The sequence below is a fragment of the Nocardia sp. NPDC004068 genome (genome assembly GCF_042874315.1).
In the GTDB taxonomy this organism is placed as follows: domain Bacteria; phylum Actinomycetota; class Actinomycetes; order Mycobacteriales; family Mycobacteriaceae; genus Nocardia.
Genome location: NZ_JBIAMW010000004.1, coordinates 14,095 through 33,603, shown reverse-complemented (window position 1 = coordinate 33,603; position 19,509 = coordinate 14,095). Strand labels below are relative to the sequence as shown.

The following is a 19,509-nucleotide window of genomic DNA, read 5'->3' as shown; positions in this document are numbered from 1 at the left end:
ACCAAAACGGTCACATTCGATCACTCCAGGCGCTACATTCCTTTCAAACGGATTGTTCATTGAAAGGTCTCGCTCGTGAAACGTCCACTCCGCGGCGCTCTTTCGTCGTTCGCGCTGCTCACCGGCCTGGCATTGGCGGTGTCCTCCTGCGGGTTCGGCGGCTCGAAGTCCGACGACGCCGACCCCAACTCCCTGTCCTTCCTGGCCCCGGTCTACAGCGACGGCACCAAGTCGGAATGGGACAAGATCATCTCCGACTTCCAGAAGCAGAATCCGGACATCAAGGTCAATCTGCAAACGGAGTCCTGGGATTCGATCAACGACGTGGTGCGCACCAAGTTGCAGAGCGACTCCACCACGCCGGACATCCTCAATATCGACGCGTACTCGAGCTTCGCGACCGACGGCAAGCTGTATCCGGCGACCGACATCGTCGAGCAGTCGGTGCTCACCGACATCCAGCCGGGCTTCGCCAAGAACGCCTCCATCAACGAAACCCAGTGGGCGCTACCGCTTTTCGCCTCCACCCGCACCCTGTTCTTCAACACCGACCTGTTCACCCGCGCCGGGATCGACGCCCCGCCCAAAACCTGGGCCGAGCTGACCGACGACGCCAAGAAGATCCAGGCGCTGGGCGGCGGCGTCTCCGGCTACGGCCTGCCGCTGGGCAGCGAGGAGGCGCAGGGCGAGACCTCGATCTGGACCTTCGGCGCGGGCGGCAACTGGTCCGACGGTGACAAGATCACCATCGACACCCCGCAGAACCGCGAGGGCGTCCAGGCGATGAAGGCCCTCGCCGAATCCGGTGCGACGCAAGCGAATCCGGGCGCGACCAACCGAGCCGACGTCATCAACGCGTTCATCCAGGGCAAGATCGGCATGATCGAGGGCCTGCCCCCGACCATCGGCCAGATCGCGCAGAAGAATCCGGGCCTGAAGTACGCGACCGCGCCGTCGCCGACCAAGACCGGTGAGCATGTCACGCTCGGCGTGGCCGATCATCTGATGGCGTTCAAGAAGGACGGCAAGAAGCAGGCCGCGATCAAGAAGTTCCTGACCTACTTCTACTCCCCGCAGGTCTACGCCGGCTTCGTGAAGGCCGAACATTTCATCCCGATCACCAACAGCGGCGCACAGGCGCTCGCCGAGGATCCGGTCACCAAGGCGTTCGGGGCGACGCTGCCCGCGGCGCGGTTCTACCCGAGCAACAACCCCAAGTGGGGTGCGGCTCAGGGCGCAATCCGCCAACAGATGGGTACGGTCGCCCAGGGTGCCGATCCGGGCGCGGTGCTGGGCAAGATCCAGCAGGCGGCGAGTTGAGAGCGCTCCGCGCGCTGCCGTGGATCGGCCCGGTGCTGGTGCTGATCGCCGGCGTCGTCGCCTTCCCGGCCGGGTACATGGTGTGGACCAGCACCCGCGATCTGAGCCCGTACGGGCAGGATCGCGGCCCGGCCGGGCTGGCGAACTTCCGCAAGTTGTTCGCCATCGACGAGTTGGGCTCGATTCTGCTGCACACCGTGGTCTGGGTGGTCGCGGTCGTGCTGCTGACGTTGGTGTTCTCGGCGGCGCTGGCGCAGTTCCTGAACAAGGATTTCCCGGGGCGCACGCTGGTGCGGCTGGCGATCCTGGTGCCGTGGGCGGCGTCGGTGGTGATGACGACGACGATCTTCGCCTACCTGCTGGACCCGGATGTGGGCATCGCGAACCGGTTCCTCGTCGACATCGGCGTGCTGGACCGGGGTTTCGGGTTCACCAAACAGGCGGGTCCGGCGTTCCTGGTGGCGATCGGGGTGGCGGTGTTCGTCTCGGTGCCGTTCACGACGTACACGATTCTCGCTGGGCTGCAAGGGATTCCGGCGGAGATCGAGGAGGCGGGCCGGGTCGACGGGGCGGGTGCCTGGCAGCGCTACCGGCATCTGACGCTGCCGCAGTTACGTCCGGCGATCGCGGTGGCGACGATCATCAACATCATCAACGTGTTCAATTCCCTGCCGATCCTCCAGGTGCTGACCGGCAGCATCGCGGGTTTCGACGCGGATACGACCACCACCCTGACCTTCAAGCTGATTCGACAGAACCAGCAGGTCGCCACGGCGGCGGCCATGAGCGTGCTCAACTTCGTGCTGATCGTGGTGATCATCGCGGTGTATGTGCGGCTCACCCGCTCGGCGCGCGAGGAGGCGCGATGAGCGCATCCAATCCCGTCACCGTCGAGCGGGCGGCCGATGAGCTGGTCGCGGAAAGTGTTGCGGCGCCGCGGCATTCGTCACGGAAGACGCGGCGTCGCTGGGATCTGACGGCGGTCGGCGTCGTGCTGGCGGCACTGTTCCTGATCCCGTACCTCGTCATGGTGCTGGGCTCGCTCAAGCCGAGAGCGGAAATACTACGGATTCCGCCGACCTATCTGCCCGAGCAGTGGCGGCCCGGTAACTACGCGACCATGTGGCACACGCCGGAGACGCCGCTGCCGTTCAATCTGGTGAGCACCCTGATCATCTCGGTGTGCGCGACGGCGGTGGTCCTGCTGGTGGCGATCCCCGCGGCGTATTACACCGCGCGGCGGCGCTTTCCGGGGAAGGCCGCGTTCCTCGGCCTGGTGCTGGTAACCCAGATGTTGCAGCCGGTGGTGCTGGTTACGGGTTTGCTACGGGAATTCTTCACGCTCGGCATCAACGACACCTGGCTGGCCATGATCCTGGTGAACGCCGCGTTCAACCTGTCGTTCGCGGTCTGGATTCTGCACAGCTTCTTCGCCTCGATCCCCGTCGAGATCGAGGAGGCCGCCCAACTCGATGGCCTGAGCCGCCTGCAGATCCTCACCCGGGTGAGCCTGCCGCTGGTCTGGCCCGGCATCGTCACCGCGACCATCTTCGCGTTCGTCTCCTGCTGGAACGAATTCGCCGCCAGCCTGGTGATCCTCACCACCCCCGAGAACCAGCCGCTCTCGGTCGCCCTCACCAAGTTCGTCGGCCAATACGACACGGCTTGGCAATATGTCTTCGCCATCTCTACCGTCGGCATCGTGCCCGTAGTGATCCTGTTCGCCCTCATCGAGAAACGCCTGGTAGCCGGACTCACCGCCGGAAGCGTGAAATGACCTCCGCCACAGACCGTTCCGTGCGCTGGACGAGGCTGCTGGAGTTGCTGGCCGACAGCGGTCGGTTGTCGGTGGAGGAGGCCGCGGAGCGGTTGGGGGTGTCGCCCGCGACGATTCGGCGGGACTTCACGGCATTGGCGGATCAGCAGTTGGCGACGCGGACGCATGGGGGGATCGTGGCGACGTCGGTCGCCTACGACCTACCCGCCAGGTATCGAGGCGCGGACGCGGCCAAGCAGCGAATCGCGGAACACGCCGCGAGCCTGGTGAATCCGGGTGAGGTGGTCGGGATCAACGGGGGGACGACCACGACCGCGGTCGCGCGCGCCCTCGCCGGGCGCGCCGACCTGGCGGAGTTGACCATCGTCACCAACGCTTTGAATATCGCTGGAGAGATGGTGCTCCGCCCGCACCTGCGCACGATTTGCATCGGCGGGCAGGCGCGGCGGGAGTCGTACGAGCTGCACGGCCCCTTGGCCGAGCGCGCCATGGCCGAATTACGTTTGGACACTTGCATTCTCGGCGTCAACGCGATCACGGCCGAGGGTGGCGCGCAGGGGCGTCATCTGGACGAGTCCGGGATCAATGCGGAGATGGTACGGAGAGCGGATCGGGTGATCACGGTGGCTACGGCGGACAAGTTGGAGAAGACGGCGTTGGCTCGGATTTGTCCTATTGGGGATATTGATGTGTTGGTGATGGATACGGCTGCTGATCCGGAATCCGTTGCGGCTATCAGGGATGCGGGGGTGCAGGTGGATTTGGTGTAGGGATCATCCTCCGCACGCCAGACCCAAAAGCATTCTCCTGGAGTCGTTTTCATCCAAGGCCACCCGCCGAAGTTCGGCGAGCACGGCATCGTAGCAGCGGACCTCCTCCGATCGTTCGAGGTAGAGATCGCCGACGTATTCCTCGATGTAGACAATCGGCGGTTCGACGAACTTGGTCTGCGGCAGGAGGGGGAAACGCAAGAGCGAGAAAGAACCGACGACGGCTCCGATATGGCCGCGGGCTTTGAAGGGGACCAGACGTACCGTGACATTCGGTCGCTGACCGATTTCGACGAGGTACCGCCGCTGTTCGTTCATAACCGCAAGACCGCCCATCTCCTCACGGATCGCGGCCTCCGACAACAGAATTTCGACCGTGAAGTTCGGATCGTCCAGGCACCGTTGCCGTCGCACGGACCGGTCGATTCGCTCTTCGATCTGGTCGGTGGGCAAATGGGGGTATCTCGTCCACGTGACGGCCCGCCAATAGTTCACTGTCCGTATAATTTCCGGCAGAATGATCACATTCCACGCCGTCAACCTCACAGCAGCATTCAGCAAGGCGGGCCGGTAATCGAACCCATTGACACTGTCGGCGTAGGCACGCCACCATCCCCCACCATGTTTGGCGGTGGATCGAACCTCCTCGGCAAGATCCAAAATCAACCGGCGCATCTCATCGGACACCTGATACCGATCACACAGGGTGTTCATATACAAGTCGGACGCCGATCGTACCGAGAGCCCATCCTCCAACCGACCCATCGTCTGGGGAGAGATCCCCAGGATCCGAGCGGCCTGAGCCTGATTGATCTCAGCCTTTTCCCGCAATGCGTTCAACTGTCGACCGAGCGCCCGACGCGCGAGCGAAGAACCTTCTGCAACCATGAGAATTACCTCGCAATCAGAAGTAGTTTGGAATCATGAGTCCGTCGTTCGATTGTCTCGCAAGGGATTCGGGGCGTGCGGATCGCCGAAGAAGTTCCACAGGTCGTGGCGTACCGCATTCCATAGATTCTCGTATTCCGGCCATTTCTCTCGCACCGACACCAGATCCGGCTCGGTACCCGGCGTGAAGGCCAGTAGGGACTCGCCGCTGACGATATTGCGCACGGCGACCACCGCGACCCGCTGATGCTCGACTCGCCAAAAGGCTTCCAGTCCTGATGCTTCCGAGCGACGCATCACATTTACCTCCTCTCCTCCGTTGAGCTGAAACGCTTGACGGACAACACTTTCCGCCGATTTCGGCGACATAGTGACCGCATACCTGGACATCTGGGGACGTCTTGCTATATTGAGAAAGTCCAGAGACGTCCAGGAGGCGGTGTGCCCAACGAGCGACTGCGGGAAGCGCTGCTTCGGAATGGACTCGACATTGCGCACGTCGCCGAAGCGACGGGTGTCGACGAGAAGACTGTGGAACGCTGGATCGCCAAGGGGCGCACACCCTATCCGCGCCACCGCCACAAAGTGGCGTCCCTGGTCAAGGAGACCGAGAACTACCTGTGGCCGGACGCCATCGCTCCCGAGCGAGTAAGCGCGATAGGCGGCTCCGAGGTCGTCAAGGTCTATCCGCATCGGAATTCCGTACCGCACGACCTGTGGAGCAGGCTGGTCGATGCCGCCGTCGAGCGGATCGACATCCTCGTATTGGCCGGGCTCTTTCTCACGGAAGATCCCGCAACCGCGAAGGCGCTTCACCGCAAGGTAAGCGAGGGCATCTCCATTCGGTTGTTGTTCGGCGATCCCGCCGCCGACGAGGCCGAGAAGCGAGCCAGCGAGGAGCGTCTCGCCGGAGGTACGGTGGCCGCGCGTATTCAGAACGCTCTCGCGCTGATTCGACCGCTCACCGTCTTCGACAGCGTCGAACTGCGCTATCACCAGACGACGCTCTACAACTCCATCTTCCGGTTCGACGACGAGATGGTGGTGAACATGCACGTCTACGGACAGCCTGGGGCGTACGCGCCCGCCATGCACCTGCGTCGCCTGCCCGGCGGGGACCTTTTCGACACTTACACAACGAGTTTCGAGCAGGTATGGACAGAGGCGGGCGAAGGTAAGCATAAGCAGGGCGCGGCATGAGAACTGATTACTACGACGATCCCCGTGCACCACAGGCGAATAGCCTCAAGGTCGCGGTCTCCGCGATTGTCCGCGACGAGCAGGGGCGGATCCTGATGATTCATCGAACCGACAACGACCGTTATTCGATTCCCGGAGGTGGGATGGAGGTCGGGGAGACGGTCGCCGACGCCGTAGTTCGCGAGGTCGAGGAAGAGACGGGCATCGTTGTTCGTCCGACCGATTTGGTCGGCATCTTCTCCGATCCACGGCACGTCATCGCCTACGAGGACGGCGAAGTACGCCAGGAGTTCTCGATCTGTTTCACCGCCGACCCGATCGGCGGCAGATTGCGAACCAGCTCGGAATCGAAGGCCGTGCGTTGGATCGAGTCTCGAGAGCTGTCCTCGCTCGACATCCATCCGTCCATCCGTCTGCGAATTGAGCAGGCGCAGCACGAGAACCGCAGCGGCACACCCTACTTCACGTGAAGAACGATCCGTTCCTCCGTCCGTCGCACAGCCTCCCGCAAGGCGGGCTCCGCTTCCCTGATCGACCGCGCGACAACGTGTTCCGCGCCGTATCGTTCGTGGATGTCCGCCAAGCGGGCCGAGAAGGTCGTGTCGCGACCATCGGCTGTCGTGGTCATGTCGGCCCACCACAGAGCGTCCCGCAGCGGCGTGAACTCGTCGGACCAGTCATCAATGCGAAGCTGTCGGTTACGCGCCTCGACGCAGGCGCACGAGTGATGCGCCACCAGGGCGCACAAGCGTTCCGGCGCGCCCGCTTCTCGCAGGAACTCAGCGCCGTCAATGGGATGGAAACCCGTCCGAATCAGGTGCGGCGCGTAGCCGATATCGTGCAGCCAAGCAGCCGCCACGAGCAACACCGGATCGTCCACCACCTCGGCCGCGAGGGCTGCCCGGCGAGCCACCCCTTCGACGTGGGCCGTCCGCCGAGGCAGGCGCGCGAGGTGCTGCCGTGCGAGATCGGCTGCCCAGCTCACGAGGTCGGTCGACATACGTCCACGGTATGCACAGTGGCCCGCATGATCACGTTGTTCTGCTGGCCTAAGCGCCGACCGAAGGGATGAGGTTTCAGGTATGCAGGTCATATGCGCAGGGACCGGCGTCACGGCTCTGCCCGACAAGTGCCGCCAACGGATGCGCCCTCGTTGATGTGATGGTGTAGGAGGATCGGAAATTGCGAATAGGCGTGACCGGGCACATGAACATCACGGCCGAAACGGTGCCCCTTGTGTACAACGAGATCGTGCGCAGACTCCCCAGTGCAGACGGCACGGATCTCGTCGGGGTGAGTTGCATTGCGCGCGGCGCGGATTCGGTGTTCGCCCAAGCCATCCTCGATTCTGGAGGCCGCCTCGAGGTCGTGCTCCCGTCACGGACCTATCGCGAGCGGAAAGTGAAGCCCGACCACGCGCCGCAGTTCGATGAATTCGTTCAGCGAGCCGCCGAGGTTCGAGTCATGGATTTCGACGAGGCGAATGCCGACGCATATGAGGCGGCGAACGAGGCCGTACTCGGAAGCTGTGACCGATTGATCGCCGTGTGGGACGGGCAGGACGGTGAGCGCAGCGGCACGGGGAGCGTGGTGGCTATGGCACAGAAGCGCGGGCTACCCGTGGACGTGATCTGGCCGAGAGGTGCCGCGCGCGGTTGAAGCGCGGGAGCTGGGAAAAGGATTGGGATGCCCCGACCGTACGTAGTCTTGTCCGTCGCGGTCAGCGTCGACGGTTACATCGACGACCTGGTGCCCGAGCGGCTCAACCTCTCCAACCCCGAGGACTTCGACCGGGTGGATCAGGTGCGGGCCGAGTGCGATGCGATTCTCATTGGGGCCGAGACGCTTCGGCGGGACAATCCGCGGCTGATCATCAAGAACGAGGCTCGGCTTTCGGCTCGGGTGGCCGCGGGTAAACCGGCTCATTTGCAGAAGATCGTCGTCTCCGCCTCGGGAGAGCTCGATCCAGAGGCCAAGTTCTGGCATCACGGGGTCGAGGATCGACGGCCGATCGTCTACACCACCGACACCGGGGGGAAGACGCTGCGCGATCGTCTCGGGGAATTGGCGACGGTGGTCTCGCTCGGGGAGAACGTCGAATTCGGTTCTGTGCTGGACGATCTGGGGCAGCGAGGTATCGAGCGACTGATGATCGAAGGGGGTACGAGCATCCATACCGCGGTGCTTTCCGCCGGTCTCGCGGACGAACTCCACATCGCCGTCGCGCCGCTCCTGATCGGCCAAGCCAATGCGCCGCGATTCGTGAATCCTGCGGAGTTTCCGGGCGGTACGCGGCGTCGGATGCGGTTGGTGGACAGCACGCGGATCGGAGACGTCGTGTTGTTGCGGTACTTCCCGAAGGAGGAGAGCGCGGAGTGCGAATCGGCGTAACCGGGCACATGAACATCACGGCCGACACGGTGCCTCTCGTGTACGACGAGATCAGGCGCAAGCTGTCCGGCGCGGGCGACCCCGCCGACCTCGTCGGCATCAGTTGCATAGCGCGCGGGGCTGATTCGGTGTTCGCCCAAGCCGTGCTCGACTGCGGGGGCCGCCTCGAGGTCGTGCTGCCCGCCCGCACATACCGCGAACGGAAGGTGAAGCCCGACCACGCGCCGCAGTTCGACGAGTTCGTCCGGCGGGCCGCCTCGGTTCGGGTGATGGAGTTCGAGGAGGCGGACGCCGATGCGTATGAGGCGGCGAACGAAGCCGTGCTGGCGAGTTGCGATCGGCTGATCGCGGTGTGGGACGGGCAGGACGGCGAGCGCAGCGGCACCGGAAGCGTGGTGGCGTTGGCGCGGGAGAAGGGGATATCTGTCGAGGTGATATGGCCAGAGGGCGCTGCGCGGGGATGAGGCGGGCTCGTCGCGAGGGACCAGGAGTACAGCGGTGAGTGTGCAGGGCACCTGGGAGGAGTTCGTTGCCGCGTTGTGCGATCTCGCGGTCGAGTACGACGCCGAGACGTACCTCTATGAGGACGTGGTCTTGCTATCGGCTCGAAAAGCCAAGGAAGGCAACGTTTCCTGTCATATCCGCGTGACACGGTTCGATGACGAGTCGGCTCGTATCGAGACCGGATGGTGCTTCGCCATGACGCGGGACTTCGTCGCAGACGACCGGAGTCGGCCGGTTCCCGCGCTCGGGGTGGTCGAGGCGATTTGTGCCGGGAACGCGGAGGAGCGGTGCCTCGTCGACGCCGAGGGTCGGTGGATCGGAATTCAGCTCGAGGCATGGGCATCGAATGGCGACCGGTGGGAGTCGCAATCCGGGGGCTTCGCGGGGGTCGCTCGGCGGATAGTGCGGCGATTTCCGCGGTGGAACGATCCTGACGGCCACTCGTGAGGTGGCGTCGGGCGGCCCTCAGCGTCGGTCGGGTGGTTCAGTGCGTCGCGTACGAGCCACCGTTGACGTAGATCGTCTGGGCGGTGATGTGCCGAGCGCCCGGGGACGCCAGGAAATACACCGTCTCGGCGATATCGGTCGGATCACCGGGGCGTCCCGTTAATGTGTTGCCCACCAACGTGTTCCGCCGCTCCTCCGTCAGCTTGTCCCGGAAGAATTCCGTATCCGCGATGTACCCCGGCGCGACCACATTGGCGGTGATTCGGCGTGGGCCGAGGGTTCGGGCCAGGTGGATGTTCCAGGAGGCGAGGGCGGCCTTGGCGGCGCCGTAGGAGTCGGAGCCTTGGGGGGCAGCGATGGAGCCCAGGCTGATCACCGAGCCGCCTTCGGGTAGGCGGTCGGCGACGGCGTTGGCCGTGAGCACCGCGCTGAGGAGGTTGGCGTTGAGGTTGGACCACCAGCGGTGGGCGAGGTCGGTCAGGTTCTCGACCGCGGGGAGGTCGAAGCCGGTGTTGCCGCCGGCGTTGTTGACCAGGACGTCGAGGCGGTCGGGCAGCCGGTCGACCAGTGCGGCAACGGCTTCGGGGTCGGCGTGATCGCAGGTCAGGGGGTGGGCGGTGGGGCCGAGGGTGGCGGCCGCCTTTTCCAGGACCTCGGTTCGGCGGCCGGTCAGGTAGACCGTGTCACCGTCCGCGGCGAAGCGTTCGGCGATGGCGTAGCCGATGCCGGTGCCGCCGCCGGTGACCAGGACTGTGCGTGCCATCAGAGAGCCTCCGATAGGGTGTTTAGGTCTAAACGTACGACAGCAACGATAGTCGTTTAGGTCTAAATCGCAAGCGGAGGGTTCGGATGGAGCACACCGACGGGGCCGATGAGATCGCGGCGGCCTGGCAGCGGGAACGTCCTGGGACGCCGACGGATTCGATCGGGATCGTCACGCGGCTGTGGCAGCTGGCCAAGCTGTTCGGTGAGGACCGCCGCCGGGTGCTGGCGGGCGCGGGCGTCGACACCGCGACCCTGGATCTGCTCAGTGTCCTGCGGCGCAGTTCGTCCCCGTACACGCTCAGTACCCGCCAGCTCGCCGAGCGCACGCTCGTCACCCCGGGCGCGATCTCGCAACGGGTCGCCCGCGCCGAGCGCGACGGGCTGGTTCGCCGCCGCACCGACCCCGCGAATCGCACCGTCTGGGTCGAACTCACCGACGCGGGCCACGAATTGGTGGAGCGCACGGTCGATTCCGTGCTGCATCGTGAACTCGAGCTGCTCGACACCCTGACCCCGGAGCAACGGCACGAGCTGGCGGAGCTGCTGCGGGTGCTGCTGCGAGATGTTCAGGCGCGCACCGGGAATCGTGGCATCTCACAGGTGGGCGACAGCCCGATGTCGTGAACGATCAAGATCACAGTGGGCGGACCGGATTCCGTTGCCGATCAGAGATATCGGACGGGCAATATTGCGGCCGTGGTATCGCTCCCCCCGAAAGACCTTCTGCTGCAAGCGTGCCGGGGGCTCGAGCCCGGCGATCACTTCGTGCTGCGTTGTGCGCGGCGGCTGGCCGAACTGCACGAGCGGCGGCTCGCCGCGGCCGAGACCGCCGAGATCGATCGCGAGCGCGCGCAGCTGGTGCACGAGATCGATCGGTGGGTGATCGCGAAACTGCCGCCCGCGCCCGGGGGCGCCCGGCTGCACACCGAGACCGTGGGCACGGTCGTCGACCGGCTCGCGCAGTTCTCCGCGCTCGCCTATCTCGCCCTGACCAGCACGCCGGACTGGCTGGCCCACGACGCCTGGCGACGGCTGTCGGAACTGGCGACCGCCTACGCGGACCTGGTGTCGGAGATCGACGCGGGCCGCTGCCGACTACCGCGACTGAACGAGTACGAGTACTGAGGGGGCGCTGCCGGGCGAGTACTGAGAAGGCCCCGCCAGGCGAGCACCGAAAAGGGTGCTGCCAGGCGACACGCAGGGGGTAGCGTCGCCTGGCAGCGGGCAAAATGGTTCGGGGTTCTCGGTACCCAGTGTGCGCCCGGGAAGCGGGGCGTTCGCCGCGATGCGCCTGAGAAGTCGCTGAGTTTCCGAACCCACGGCGACGCCGCGAGGGTGGCGCCGCCGCGGCTCGAGGATGGATCAGGGCAGTTGATCCATATCGGGACGAACCGACTCCTCGATGGTGGGCGCCGAACCTCGAGGTCGTCCGCGACGAAACTGTGAATCGGCTGTCAGGACGCCCCGGGCGGTAACAGCGCGCGCACCGCGTCGATGGTGTCCGCGTCGGCGGCCTCCGTGTCGGGCCGGTAGCGCACGACGCGGGCGAAGCGCAGCGCGACGCCGCCGGGGTAGCGCGGGCTGGTCTGGACGCCGTCGAGGGCGATCTCGACCACCAGCTCCGGCCGCAGGTAGACGGTGTGCTCGTCGCGGGTGCGTTCGTGGCGCGGGAATTCGGCTGTCTGCCAGGCCAACAGCGCGTCGGTGAGGCCCTTGAACGTCTTGCCCACCATGATCGGGTCGCCGCCGTCCGGGTCGCGCGCGCCCAGATGCAGATTCGACAGATAACCCGTACGGCGGCCGTAGCCCCATTCCGCGCCGAGCACGACGAGGTCGAGGGTGTGCGCGGGTTTGATCTTCTGCCAGGCGCGGCCGCGCCGCCCGGCCGCATAGGGCGCCGACAGCGATTTGACCATCACGCCCTCGTGCCCCGCGGCCAGGGCGCCGTCGAAGTATTCGGCCGCGGCCTCGGCGTCGGGGCGGATGAGGGCCGGAATACCGTGCCCGCCCGCCACTTTCGTGAGCGCGGCGCGCCGCTCGCTCAGGGGGGCGTCGAGCAGGTCGACGCCGTCGAGGTGCAGGCAGTCGAAGAAGTACGGGTGCAGCAGCAGTTCGCGGGTGGAGTTCACCGCGGGGGGCCGCAGCGCCGGATCGACGGTGGCGAAGCGGCTCATGGTCTCCTGGAACGGCCGCGGCCGCCCGGCATCGGTCAAGGCCAGCGTCTCGCCGTCGAGAACCACACTCTCGCAGGGCAATTCAGTGACGAGCCGGACCAGTTCGGGCACGCCGGAGGTGATGTCGCGTAGCGTGCGAGTGAACACCCACACCCGGGAACCCTTGCGGTGCACCTGGATTCGCGCGCCGTCCATCTTGTGCTCGACGCTCACCTCGCCGTCGAATTCGGCGAGCGCGTCGTCGAGGGTCGCCCCCGGGGAGGCGAGCATGGGCTGGATCGGCCGCCCCACCTCGAGCCGGAACTCCGCCAGCGCCGCCACCCCACCGGTCAGGGCCGCGACCGCCGTCACCGGCAGCTGACCGGAGAGCATGTAGGCCCGGCGCACCTGCTCGACCGGCACCTCGGCGGCGCGGGCGACGGCCTCGGCGACGATCGCGGTCAGCGCGCCCTGGCGCAGCTCGCCGGTGAGCAGGCGCAGCAGGAATTCGCGTTCGTCGGGAGTGGCCGCGCCGAACAGGGCGGTCAGCAGCTCGCGCCGCCGGGCCGCCGAGCCCGAACCGGCGGTCGCCGCGAGTTCGCCGAACGCGGCGTCGACCGCGGCGACGGTCAGCGCGGGTTCGGCCGCCGGGGCGACGTCGAGGCTCGTGAGCGTGCGCCAGCCGGTGCCGATGCGGCCCTGCACGAGCTCACCCGACACCCACGCGACGACCTGGGCGAGCTCCTCCGGCCCCGCCTGCGCCAGCAACTCGGCGAGCGTGGCGATCTTGGTCTTGCGCGAGGTCGTCGCCCGCACTGCCTGCGACGCCTCGACGACTCGGGAGAACAGCACGCGTCCGACCGTAACGCGCGGGTGTGACACATCGCGCAACAGACCTGCTAACTTCTGGTTGGCACCCCTGTGAAACGTCCATAGACTCGGGATATGGCCAAGACGTACGTCGGGGCGCGGCTGCGTCAGCTGCGCACCGAGCGGGGGCTGAGCCAGGTCTCGCTCGCCAAGAAGCTGGAGATCTCGGCGAGCTACCTCAACCAGATCGAGCACGATGTCCGCCCGCTGACCGTGCCGGTGCTGCTGCGCATCAGCGAGATCTTCGGCGTGGACGCCAGCTTCTTCTCCTCCCAGGACGACACCCGGCTCATCGCGGAGTTGCAGGAGGTCGTGATGGACCAGGAGCTCGGCATCGAGGCCGACGCCCAGGAGATCGCGGAGATGGTCTCGGCGCATCCGAGCCTGGCGCGGGCCATGGTGAACATGCATCGCCGCTACCGCAACACCACCGCCCAGCTGGCCGCCGCGACCGAGGACCGGTTCTCCGACGGCAGCGGTTCGGGCGCGATCTCCCGCCCGCACGAGGAGGTCCGCGACTTCTTCTACCAGCGGCAGAACTACATCCACGAATTGGATACCGCCGCCGAGGAACTCGCGACCCGGATGCGGTTCCACGGCGGGGACCTCAAGCGCGAGATCGCGCGGCGGCTCACCACCGCGCACGGCGTGCAGATCGTCGAGCGCATCGATCTGGGCGACGGGGTGCTGCACCGCTTCGACGCCGCCGAACGCCGCCTGGAGATCGCGCCCTATCTGTCCGGCGGGCAGCGGGTGTTCAAACTCGCCTCCGAACTGGCCTATCTGGAGTGCGGCGACCTGATCGAAAAGCTGGTCGAGGAGGCCGCTTTCGCCTCCGAGGACACCCGCAAGCTCGCGCGGCTGGGGCTGGCCAACTACTTCGCGGCCGCGACCGTGCTGCCGTACTCCACCTTCCACGAGGTGGCCGAGGACTTCCGCTACGACATCGAGCGGCTCTCGGCGTTCTTCACCCAGAGTTACGAGACGGTCTGTCACCGGCTCTCGACGCTGCAACGGCCGAAGCTGCGCGGGGTGCCGTTCTCGTTCGTGCGCGTCGACCGCGCGGGGAACATGTCGAAACGCCAGTCCGCCACCGGTTTCCACTTCTCCTCCGCGGGCGGCACCTGTCCGCTGTGGAACGTCTACGAGACCTTCGCCTCGCCGGGCCGGATCATGACCCAGATCGCGCAGATGCCCGACGGCCGCAAGTACCTGTGGATCGCGCGCACCGTCGAGCGCCGCGCCACCCGCTACGGCGAGCCGAGCAAGACCTTCGCCATCGGCCTGGGTTGCGAACTGCGCCACGCCGGTCGGGTCGTCTACGCCGACGGCCTGGATCTCAACGACCCCAAGGCGACTCCCATCGGCGCGGGCTGCCGCGTCTGCGAGCGCGCCAACTGCCCGCAGCGCGCGTTCCCCCCGCTGGGCAAATCCCTGGACATCAGCGAACACCGCAGCTCGATCTCCCCGTACGTCCTGCGCTGACCCGGGGCGGAGTCCGCCTCGATCACCCCCTACGTACAACGCTGGCGCTCCTCAGAATTCACAGCGACGAAACATTCGAAATCGGGCTGTCACCGAGAAATATTCAGCGGCAACACTTCCCGCCTACTCTTCGGCGCACGCGGATACACCCGCTGTATACAGAAAGAAGTTCTGCCCATGTCTGTCTCTCGTGTGATCGCGGTGCCCACCGCCCTCGCCCTGTCGGCAGTGTTGCTGTCCGGCTGCGGATCTCGCGACGATTCCGGTTCCGGAACGAGCGCGGCGTCCTGCGTCGACACCTCCAAGGACACCATCAAGGTCGGTTCCCTACATTCGCTGACCGGGACGATGGCCATCAGTGAGGTCACGGTCGCCAATTCGACCAAGCTGGCGGTCGATCAGATCAACGCCGCGGGAGGCGTGCTGGGCAAGAAGATTCAGGTGGTCACCGAGGACGGCGCCTCGGATCCGAAGACGTTCGCCGAGAAGGCGGAGAAGCTGATCAGCTCCGATTGTGTCGCGGCGGTTTTCGGCGGCTGGACCTCGTCGAGCCGCAAGGCCATGAAGCCGAAGTTCGAATCGCTGAATTCGCTGCTGTTCTATCCCGTGCAGTACGAGGGACTCGAGGACAGCAAGAACATCTTCTACACCGGCGCGACCACCAATCAGCAGATCGTCCCGGCCCTGGATTATCTGAAGCAGCGCGGCATCACCTCGCTGTATCTGGTCGGCAGCGACTACGTGTTCCCGCAGACCGCCAACCGGGAGATCAAGGCGTACGCGGCGGCCAACGGCATCGAGATCAAGGGCGAGGACTACGCCCCGCTGGGCTCGACCGATTTCTCCACGATCGTGAACAAGGTGCGAAATGCCAAGGCGGGCGCGGTGTTCAACACCCTCAACGGCGATTCCAATGTCGCGTTCTTCCGCGAATACGCCAACGCCGGACTCAAACCCGCCGACATGCCGGTCGTCTCGGTGTCCATCGCCGAGGAGGAGGTCGCCGGGATCGGGCCGCAGAACATCGCGGGACAGCTGACCGCGTGGAACTACTACCAGACCGTCGACTCCCCGCAGAACAAGGCGTTCGTCACCGCCTACAAGGCCGCGTTCGGCGCGGACAAGCCCACCTCCGACCCGATGGAGGCCGCGTACACCTCGGTGTTCCTGTGGAAGAACATGGTCGAGAAGGCGAAGTCGTTCGCGGTGGGCGACATTCAGAACGCGGCCGACGGGGTGAGCTTCGACGCCCCCGAGGGCCCGGTCACCGTGACCGGCGCCAACCATCACATCACCAAGACCGCGCGGATCGGTGAGATCCACCCGGACGGCCTGATCTACACGGTATGGGATTCCGGCAAGCCGGTGACGCCGGACCCGTACCTGAAGTCCTACGACTGGGCCAAGGGCCTGAAGTAGCCACGGGCCGACGATGAGGGGCGGCCGGTGGGGGAAACCCCACCGGCCGTTGCGAATTAGGGAGTTACCAAATGGAAGTGGCGATCGGGCAATTGTTTACCGGGCTCAGTCTCGGATCGATCCTGCTGCTGGCCGCGCTGGGCCTGTCGCTGACCTTCGGTCAGATGGGCGTGATCAACATGGCCCACGGCGAATTCATCATGGCGGGCTGCTACACGACGTATCTGGTCGAGCAGTACATCCACGCGACCGGGGTGGCGTTGATCGTCGCGCTGTTCGCCGGATTCCTCGTCGGCGGGCTGCTCGGCGTCGCGCTGGAGACGCTGCTGATCCGCTGGATGTACGACCGGCCGCTGGACACGCTGCTGGTCACCTTCGGTGTCGGCCTGGTGCTGCAACAGCTGGTGCGCGACATCTTCGGCGCGCCCGCAAAGAACGTGGTCGCGCCGAGCTGGCTCTCGGGCGGGCTCACCGTCCTGGGCACGGTCGTGCCCAAGACACGCATCTTCATCCTGGCGCTGGCCGTGGTCGCGGTCGCGATCCTCGCGGCGGTGCTGCGGCTGACCCCGCTCGGGCGGCGCATCCGCGCGGTCGTGCAGAACCGCGACCTCGCCGAGACCAGCGGAGTGTCCAGTCGCGCAACGGATATCGGCACGTTCTTCATCGGATCGGGGCTGGCCGCGGTGGCGGGGGTGGCGCTCACGCTGATCGGGTCGACGAGCCCGACGATCGGGCAGAGCTATCTGGTGGACGCGTTCCTGGTCGTGGTGATCGGCGGGCTCGGGCAGATCAAGGGCACGGTGCTGGCGGCGTTCGCGCTGGGGCTGCTGAATTCGTTCATCGAGTACTCGACCACGGCGTCGGTGGCGAAGGTGATCGTGTTCGTGCTCATCGTCGTCTTCCTACAGGTGCGGCCGCAGGGGCTGTTCACCGTTCGGACGAGGAGTTTGGCATGAGTGGGTGGTTGCGGACCGCGGGCGGTTTCGCCGTCGCGGCCATCGTCCTGTTCGCGCTGGCCCCGGCCGTGCTCAGCGACTTCCGGCTGAATCTGCTGGCGAAGTTCCTGTGCTTCGCGATCGTGGCGGTGGGCATCGGATTGGCGTGGGGCCGAGGCGGAATGCTCACCCTCGGCCAGGGCGTGTTCTTCGGCATCGGGGCCTACATCATGGCCATGCATCTGCAACTGGCCGACGCCGCGCACACCCATCAGGACGTGCCGGAGTTCATGCAGATCGCCGGGATCGGCGAATTGCCCTCGTACTGGCGGCCGTTCGCGTCCGCGCCGGTGGCGATCCTCGCGATCCTGGTGCTGCCCGCGCTGGTGGCGGCGCTGCTCGGCTTCGGGGTGTTCAAGCGGCGGGTCAAGGGCGCCTACTTCGCGATCCTGTCCCAGGCATTGACCGCCGCGCTGGCGATCCTGCTCACCGGGCAGCAGACCATCGGCGGGTTCACCGGGCTCAGCGACTTCCGGGCGTTCTTCGGCTTCCGGCTCAGCGATCCGGTGAACCGGCGGATGCTGTTCTTCATCGCCGCGGCGGCGCTGCTGATCGTGGTGGCGATCGCGCGACAGCTGATGCGCAGCCGGTACGGGGAACTGCTGATCGCCGTGCGCGATCAGGAGGAGCGGGTGCGGTTCCTCGGCTACGATCCGGCCAATATCAAGATCGTCGCCTATGTGGTGGCGGCGTTCTTCGCCGGGATCGCGGGCGCGCTGTTCACCCCGATCGTCGGGATCATCTCGCCCGCCGACATCGGTGTGGTGCCCTCGATCGTCTTCCTGATCGGGGTGGCGATCGGCGGGCGGACCACGCTGCTCGGGCCGGTGCTGGGCGCGATCGGGGTGGCGTGGGCGCAGTCCACGTTCTCCGAACACTTCCCGTCCGGCTGGACGTATCTCCAGGGTGCGCTGTTCATCGTGGTCGTCGGGTTCATTCCCGCCGGACTGGCCGGATTCGGGCCGCTGGCAACGGATTTCGTGCGGCGGCTGCGCAAACCGGTCACCGCGACCGCGCCGGTGCCCGACGTGCCCGCCGAGGAGCTGAAAGTGGAGGCGCGATGAACGGCGAATACCTCGAGATCCGCGGGCTGTCGGTGACCTTCGACGGCTTCCGGGCCGTGAGCGAGGTGGATCTGACCGTCCTGCAAGGGGATCTGCGGTTCCTCATCGGACCCAACGGCGCGGGCAAGACCACGCTCATCGACGCGATCACCGGCCTGGTCCCCGCCACGGGTTCGGCGCGCAAGACCGGCACCGAACTGCTGAACCGCAAGGTGCACCAGATCGCGCGGCTCGGCGTGGGGCGCACGTTCCAGACCGCCAGCGTCTTCGAACAGCTCACGGTGTTGCAGAACCTCGACATCGCGGCGGGCGCGGGCCGCTCGGCGCTGACCCTGCTGCGGCGGCGCAGGTCGGTCCTACCCGCCATCGAATCGGCCCTGGAGACAACCGGTTTGACCGCGCTGCGGGACCGGCCCGCGGGCATCCTCGCGCACGGCCAGAAGCAGTGGCTGGAGATCGGCATGCTGCTGGTGCAGAACGCCTCGGTGCTGTTGCTCGACGAGCCGGTCGCCGGGATGAGCGCCGAGGAGCGCGAGGAGACCGGAAACCTGTTGCGCCGCATCGGTTCCGAGCGGGTGGTGGTCGTCGTCGAACACGATATGGACTTCATGCGCGCCTTCGCCGACTCGGTGACCGTGCTCGCCGGGGGCCGGGTGCTCAGCGAGGGCACGGTCGAACAGGTGCAGGCCGATCCGAAGGTCCAGGAGGTCTATCTGGGCACGGCCGCGGCCGTGGAAACCTATCCCGAGGAGGCTGCCGATGCTGGAACTCGTTGACATCCACGCCGGTTACGGACGCACCGAGGTGATCCACGGGGTGTCGCTGACCGTGCCCGACGACGGCGTCGTCGCGGTGATGGGCCACAACGGCGCGGGCAAGACCACGCTGTTGCGGGCCGCGGTCGGGCTGGTGCCGGTGCGCTCGGGGGTGATCCGGTTCGACGGCGAGGCGATCACCAAACTGACGCCCGCGCGGCGAGTGCGGCGCGGCATCGCCTACGTGCCGCAGGGCCAGCAGAGCTTCCCGCAGCTGAGCACCGCCGAGAACCTCCAGGTCGTCGCCGACGGCCGCAAACGGGGTAAGGCGCTGATCGAGGAGGCGCTCACGCTGTTCCCCGCGCTGCGGGAGCTGTTGCCGCGCAAGGCCGGTCTGCTGTCGGGCGGTCAGCGTCAACAGCTGGCCATCGCGCGGGCGCTGATCACCGAGCCGCGGCTGCTGATCCTCGACGAACCCACCGAGGGCATCCAGCCGTCGGTGGTGGCCGAGATCGAGCGCACCATCATCGGGCTCACCGAGCGGGGCGGACTGAGCGTGCTGCTGGTGGAACAGCACATCGGCTTCGCGTTGCAGGCCGCGCAGCGGTACTACGTCCTCCAGTCGGGCCGCGTCGCCTCCACGGGCGCGGGCGGAGCGGGCGCGGAGTCCACGGTGCGCGCGGCGATGGCGATCTGACGGGGCCAC

The 19,509-nt window shown here is 66.3% G+C and carries 23 protein-coding genes; 18 read left to right on the top strand and 5 right to left on the bottom strand.

The genetic code is table 11. The features are described from left to right. Positions 1-75: 75 nt before the first annotated feature. From ACFYTQ_RS11045 to ACFYTQ_RS11030, 4 genes are read left to right on the top strand one after another with little or no spacing between them, the layout of a single operon-like run. Positions 76-1,320 (top strand): extracellular solute-binding protein, encoded by a 1,245-nt coding sequence (locus ACFYTQ_RS11045; RefSeq protein WP_387359305.1) that lies wholly within the window; start codon positions 76-78, stop codon positions 1,318-1,320. Beyond that, positions 1,317-2,189 carry a carbohydrate ABC transporter permease gene (locus ACFYTQ_RS11040; protein WP_387359303.1) on the top strand — a complete coding sequence of 291 codons (873 nt, stop codon included), beginning with the start codon at positions 1,317-1,319 and terminating at the stop codon, positions 2,187-2,189. Before ACFYTQ_RS11045 ends, ACFYTQ_RS11040 begins: the two co-directional genes overlap by 4 nt. After that, positions 2,186-3,097, top strand: a complete 912-nt coding sequence (locus ACFYTQ_RS11035) for a carbohydrate ABC transporter permease (protein WP_387359301.1) — start codon at positions 2,186-2,188, stop codon at positions 3,095-3,097. Before ACFYTQ_RS11040 ends, ACFYTQ_RS11035 begins: the two co-directional genes overlap by 4 nt. Next, a complete protein-coding gene (locus ACFYTQ_RS11030; RefSeq protein ID WP_387359299.1) occupies positions 3,094-3,867 on the top strand; it encodes a DeoR/GlpR family DNA-binding transcription regulator in 774 nt (257 codons plus the stop codon). Before ACFYTQ_RS11035 ends, ACFYTQ_RS11030 begins: the two co-directional genes overlap by 4 nt. A 3-nt stretch (positions 3,868-3,870) precedes the next feature. Here ACFYTQ_RS11030 and ACFYTQ_RS11025 read toward each other — a convergent pair whose 3' ends face one another. Further along, entirely contained in the window at positions 3,871-4,755 is an 885-nt protein-coding gene (locus ACFYTQ_RS11025) for a helix-turn-helix domain-containing protein (protein WP_387359297.1), read from the bottom strand. A 33-nt stretch (positions 4,756-4,788) separates the two neighbouring features. After that, complete coding sequence (locus ACFYTQ_RS11020; RefSeq protein ID WP_387359295.1) at positions 4,789-5,124, bottom strand: hypothetical protein; 336 nt, start codon at positions 5,122-5,124, stop codon at positions 4,789-4,791. 72 nt (positions 5,125-5,196) lie between these two features. Between ACFYTQ_RS11020 and ACFYTQ_RS11015 the strand changes: the two genes are divergently transcribed. Both ACFYTQ_RS11015 and ACFYTQ_RS11010 read left to right on the top strand, forming a co-directional pair. Then, positions 5,197-5,955 (top strand): XRE family transcriptional regulator, encoded by a 759-nt coding sequence (locus ACFYTQ_RS11015; RefSeq protein ID WP_387359293.1) that lies wholly within the window; start codon positions 5,197-5,199, stop codon positions 5,953-5,955. Then, positions 5,952-6,425 carry an NUDIX hydrolase gene (locus ACFYTQ_RS11010; RefSeq protein ID WP_387359291.1) on the top strand — a complete coding sequence of 158 codons (474 nt, stop codon included), beginning with the start codon at positions 5,952-5,954 and terminating at the stop codon, positions 6,423-6,425. The genes ACFYTQ_RS11015 and ACFYTQ_RS11010 overlap by 4 nt, the downstream gene beginning before the upstream one ends. On the opposite strand, the gene ACFYTQ_RS11005 is transcribed toward ACFYTQ_RS11010, so the two are convergent. Further along, positions 6,413-6,955 (bottom strand): HD domain-containing protein, encoded by a 543-nt coding sequence (locus ACFYTQ_RS11005; protein ID WP_387359289.1) that lies wholly within the window; start codon positions 6,953-6,955, stop codon positions 6,413-6,415. The genes ACFYTQ_RS11010 and ACFYTQ_RS11005 overlap by 13 nt on opposite strands. A gap of 206 nt (positions 6,956-7,161) precedes the next feature. Between ACFYTQ_RS11005 and ACFYTQ_RS11000 the strand changes: the two genes are divergently transcribed. Genes ACFYTQ_RS11000 through ACFYTQ_RS10985 form a run of 4 tightly spaced genes read left to right on the top strand, consistent with a single transcriptional unit; the run spans position 7,162 to position 9,297 of the window. Next, on the top strand, positions 7,162-7,614 hold the full coding sequence (locus tag ACFYTQ_RS11000; RefSeq protein ID WP_387359287.1) for a hypothetical protein: 453 nt from the start codon (positions 7,162-7,164) through the stop codon (positions 7,612-7,614). A gap of 27 nt (positions 7,615-7,641) precedes the next feature. Continuing rightward, on the top strand, positions 7,642-8,346 hold the full coding sequence (locus ACFYTQ_RS10995; RefSeq protein ID WP_387359285.1) for a RibD family protein: 705 nt from the start codon (positions 7,642-7,644) through the stop codon (positions 8,344-8,346). After that, on the top strand, positions 8,331-8,810 hold the full coding sequence (locus tag ACFYTQ_RS10990; RefSeq protein WP_387359283.1) for a hypothetical protein: 480 nt from the start codon (positions 8,331-8,333) through the stop codon (positions 8,808-8,810). Before ACFYTQ_RS10995 ends, ACFYTQ_RS10990 begins: the two co-directional genes overlap by 16 nt. Positions 8,811-8,844: 34 nt before the next feature. Continuing rightward, a complete protein-coding gene (locus ACFYTQ_RS10985; RefSeq protein WP_387359281.1) occupies positions 8,845-9,297 on the top strand; it encodes a hypothetical protein in 453 nt (150 codons plus the stop codon). 37 nt (positions 9,298-9,334) lie between these two features. Here ACFYTQ_RS10985 and ACFYTQ_RS10980 read toward each other — a convergent pair whose 3' ends face one another. Then, the gene (locus ACFYTQ_RS10980; protein ID WP_387359279.1) at positions 9,335-10,060 is read right to left on the bottom strand and encodes an SDR family NAD(P)-dependent oxidoreductase; all 726 of its coding nucleotides are present in this window, start codon (positions 10,058-10,060) and stop codon (positions 9,335-9,337) included. A gap of 86 nt (positions 10,061-10,146) precedes the next feature. Between ACFYTQ_RS10980 and ACFYTQ_RS10975 the strand changes: the two genes are divergently transcribed. Together ACFYTQ_RS10975 and ACFYTQ_RS10970 are read left to right on the top strand one after the other, a co-directional pair. Next, positions 10,147-10,686: a MarR family winged helix-turn-helix transcriptional regulator gene (locus tag ACFYTQ_RS10975; RefSeq protein WP_387359277.1), complete on the top strand. Its 540-nt coding sequence runs from the start codon at positions 10,147-10,149 to the stop codon at positions 10,684-10,686. A 72-nt stretch (positions 10,687-10,758) separates the two neighbouring features. After that, positions 10,759-11,187, top strand: coding sequence for a DUF4254 domain-containing protein (locus ACFYTQ_RS10970; RefSeq protein WP_387359276.1), 429 nt, complete (start codon positions 10,759-10,761; stop codon positions 11,185-11,187). A gap of 329 nt (positions 11,188-11,516) precedes the next feature. Here ACFYTQ_RS10970 and ACFYTQ_RS10965 read toward each other — a convergent pair whose 3' ends face one another. After that, positions 11,517-13,067, bottom strand: coding sequence for an ATP-dependent DNA ligase (locus tag ACFYTQ_RS10965; protein ID WP_387359273.1), 1,551 nt, complete (start codon positions 13,065-13,067; stop codon positions 11,517-11,519). A 93-nt stretch (positions 13,068-13,160) separates the two neighbouring features. Here ACFYTQ_RS10965 and ramB point away from each other — a divergent pair, with 93 nt between their 5' ends. From ramB to urtE, 6 genes are all read left to right on the top strand, one after another. Continuing rightward, entirely contained in the window at positions 13,161-14,570 is a 1,410-nt protein-coding gene (ramB, locus tag ACFYTQ_RS10960; protein WP_387359272.1) for an acetate metabolism transcriptional regulator RamB, read from the top strand. Between the two features lie 177 nt (positions 14,571-14,747). Next, positions 14,748-15,989 carry an urea ABC transporter substrate-binding protein gene (urtA, locus tag ACFYTQ_RS10955; RefSeq protein WP_387359270.1) on the top strand — a complete coding sequence of 414 codons (1,242 nt, stop codon included), beginning with the start codon at positions 14,748-14,750 and terminating at the stop codon, positions 15,987-15,989. Positions 15,990-16,060: 71 nt separating this feature from the next. Then, on the top strand, positions 16,061-16,945 hold the full coding sequence (gene urtB, locus ACFYTQ_RS10950) for an urea ABC transporter permease subunit UrtB (protein WP_387359268.1): 885 nt from the start codon (positions 16,061-16,063) through the stop codon (positions 16,943-16,945). After that, positions 16,942-18,048 (top strand): urea ABC transporter permease subunit UrtC, encoded by a 1,107-nt coding sequence (urtC, locus tag ACFYTQ_RS10945; RefSeq protein WP_387359266.1) that lies wholly within the window; start codon positions 16,942-16,944, stop codon positions 18,046-18,048. The genes urtB and urtC overlap by 4 nt, the downstream gene beginning before the upstream one ends. Continuing rightward, positions 18,045-18,824, top strand: a complete 780-nt coding sequence (gene urtD / locus ACFYTQ_RS10940) for an urea ABC transporter ATP-binding protein UrtD (RefSeq protein ID WP_387359264.1) — start codon at positions 18,045-18,047, stop codon at positions 18,822-18,824. The genes urtC and urtD overlap by 4 nt, the downstream gene beginning before the upstream one ends. Next, positions 18,808-19,500, top strand: coding sequence for an urea ABC transporter ATP-binding subunit UrtE (gene urtE, locus ACFYTQ_RS10935; protein ID WP_387359262.1), 693 nt, complete (start codon positions 18,808-18,810; stop codon positions 19,498-19,500). Before urtD ends, urtE begins: the two co-directional genes overlap by 17 nt. Positions 19,501-19,509: the final 9 nt, after the last annotated feature.

Coding starts and splice junctions, on each gene's coding strand:
- ACFYTQ_RS11035 (WP_387359301.1), top strand. CDS start 2,186: ATGAGCGCATCCAATCCCGTCACCGTCGAGCGGGCGGCCGATGAGCTG.
- ACFYTQ_RS11030 (WP_387359299.1), top strand. CDS start 3,094: ATGACCTCCGCCACAGACCGTTCCGTGCGCTGGACGAGGCTGCTGGAG.
- ACFYTQ_RS11025 (WP_387359297.1), bottom strand. CDS start 4,755: ATGGTTGCAGAAGGTTCTTCGCTCGCGCGTCGGGCGCTCGGTCGACAG.
- ACFYTQ_RS11020 (WP_387359295.1), bottom strand. CDS start 5,124: ATGTCGCCGAAATCGGCGGAAAGTGTTGTCCGTCAAGCGTTTCAGCTC.
- ACFYTQ_RS11010 (WP_387359291.1), top strand. CDS start 5,952: ATGAGAACTGATTACTACGACGATCCCCGTGCACCACAGGCGAATAGC.
- ACFYTQ_RS11005 (WP_387359289.1), bottom strand. CDS start 6,955: ATGTCGACCGACCTCGTGAGCTGGGCAGCCGATCTCGCACGGCAGCAC.
- ACFYTQ_RS11000 (WP_387359287.1), top strand. CDS start 7,162: ATGAACATCACGGCCGAAACGGTGCCCCTTGTGTACAACGAGATCGTG.
- ACFYTQ_RS10995 (WP_387359285.1), top strand. CDS start 7,642: ATGCCCCGACCGTACGTAGTCTTGTCCGTCGCGGTCAGCGTCGACGGT.
- ACFYTQ_RS10980 (WP_387359279.1), bottom strand. CDS start 10,060: ATGGCACGCACAGTCCTGGTCACCGGCGGCGGCACCGGCATCGGCTAC.
- ACFYTQ_RS10975 (WP_387359277.1), top strand. CDS start 10,147: ATGGAGCACACCGACGGGGCCGATGAGATCGCGGCGGCCTGGCAGCGG.
- ramB (WP_387359272.1), top strand. CDS start 13,161: ATGGCCAAGACGTACGTCGGGGCGCGGCTGCGTCAGCTGCGCACCGAG.
- urtA (WP_387359270.1), top strand. CDS start 14,748: ATGTCTGTCTCTCGTGTGATCGCGGTGCCCACCGCCCTCGCCCTGTCG.
- urtB (WP_387359268.1), top strand. CDS start 16,061: ATGGAAGTGGCGATCGGGCAATTGTTTACCGGGCTCAGTCTCGGATCG.
- urtC (WP_387359266.1), top strand. CDS start 16,942: ATGAGTGGGTGGTTGCGGACCGCGGGCGGTTTCGCCGTCGCGGCCATC.
- urtD (WP_387359264.1), top strand. CDS start 18,045: ATGAACGGCGAATACCTCGAGATCCGCGGGCTGTCGGTGACCTTCGAC.
- urtE (WP_387359262.1), top strand. CDS start 18,808: ATGCTGGAACTCGTTGACATCCACGCCGGTTACGGACGCACCGAGGTG.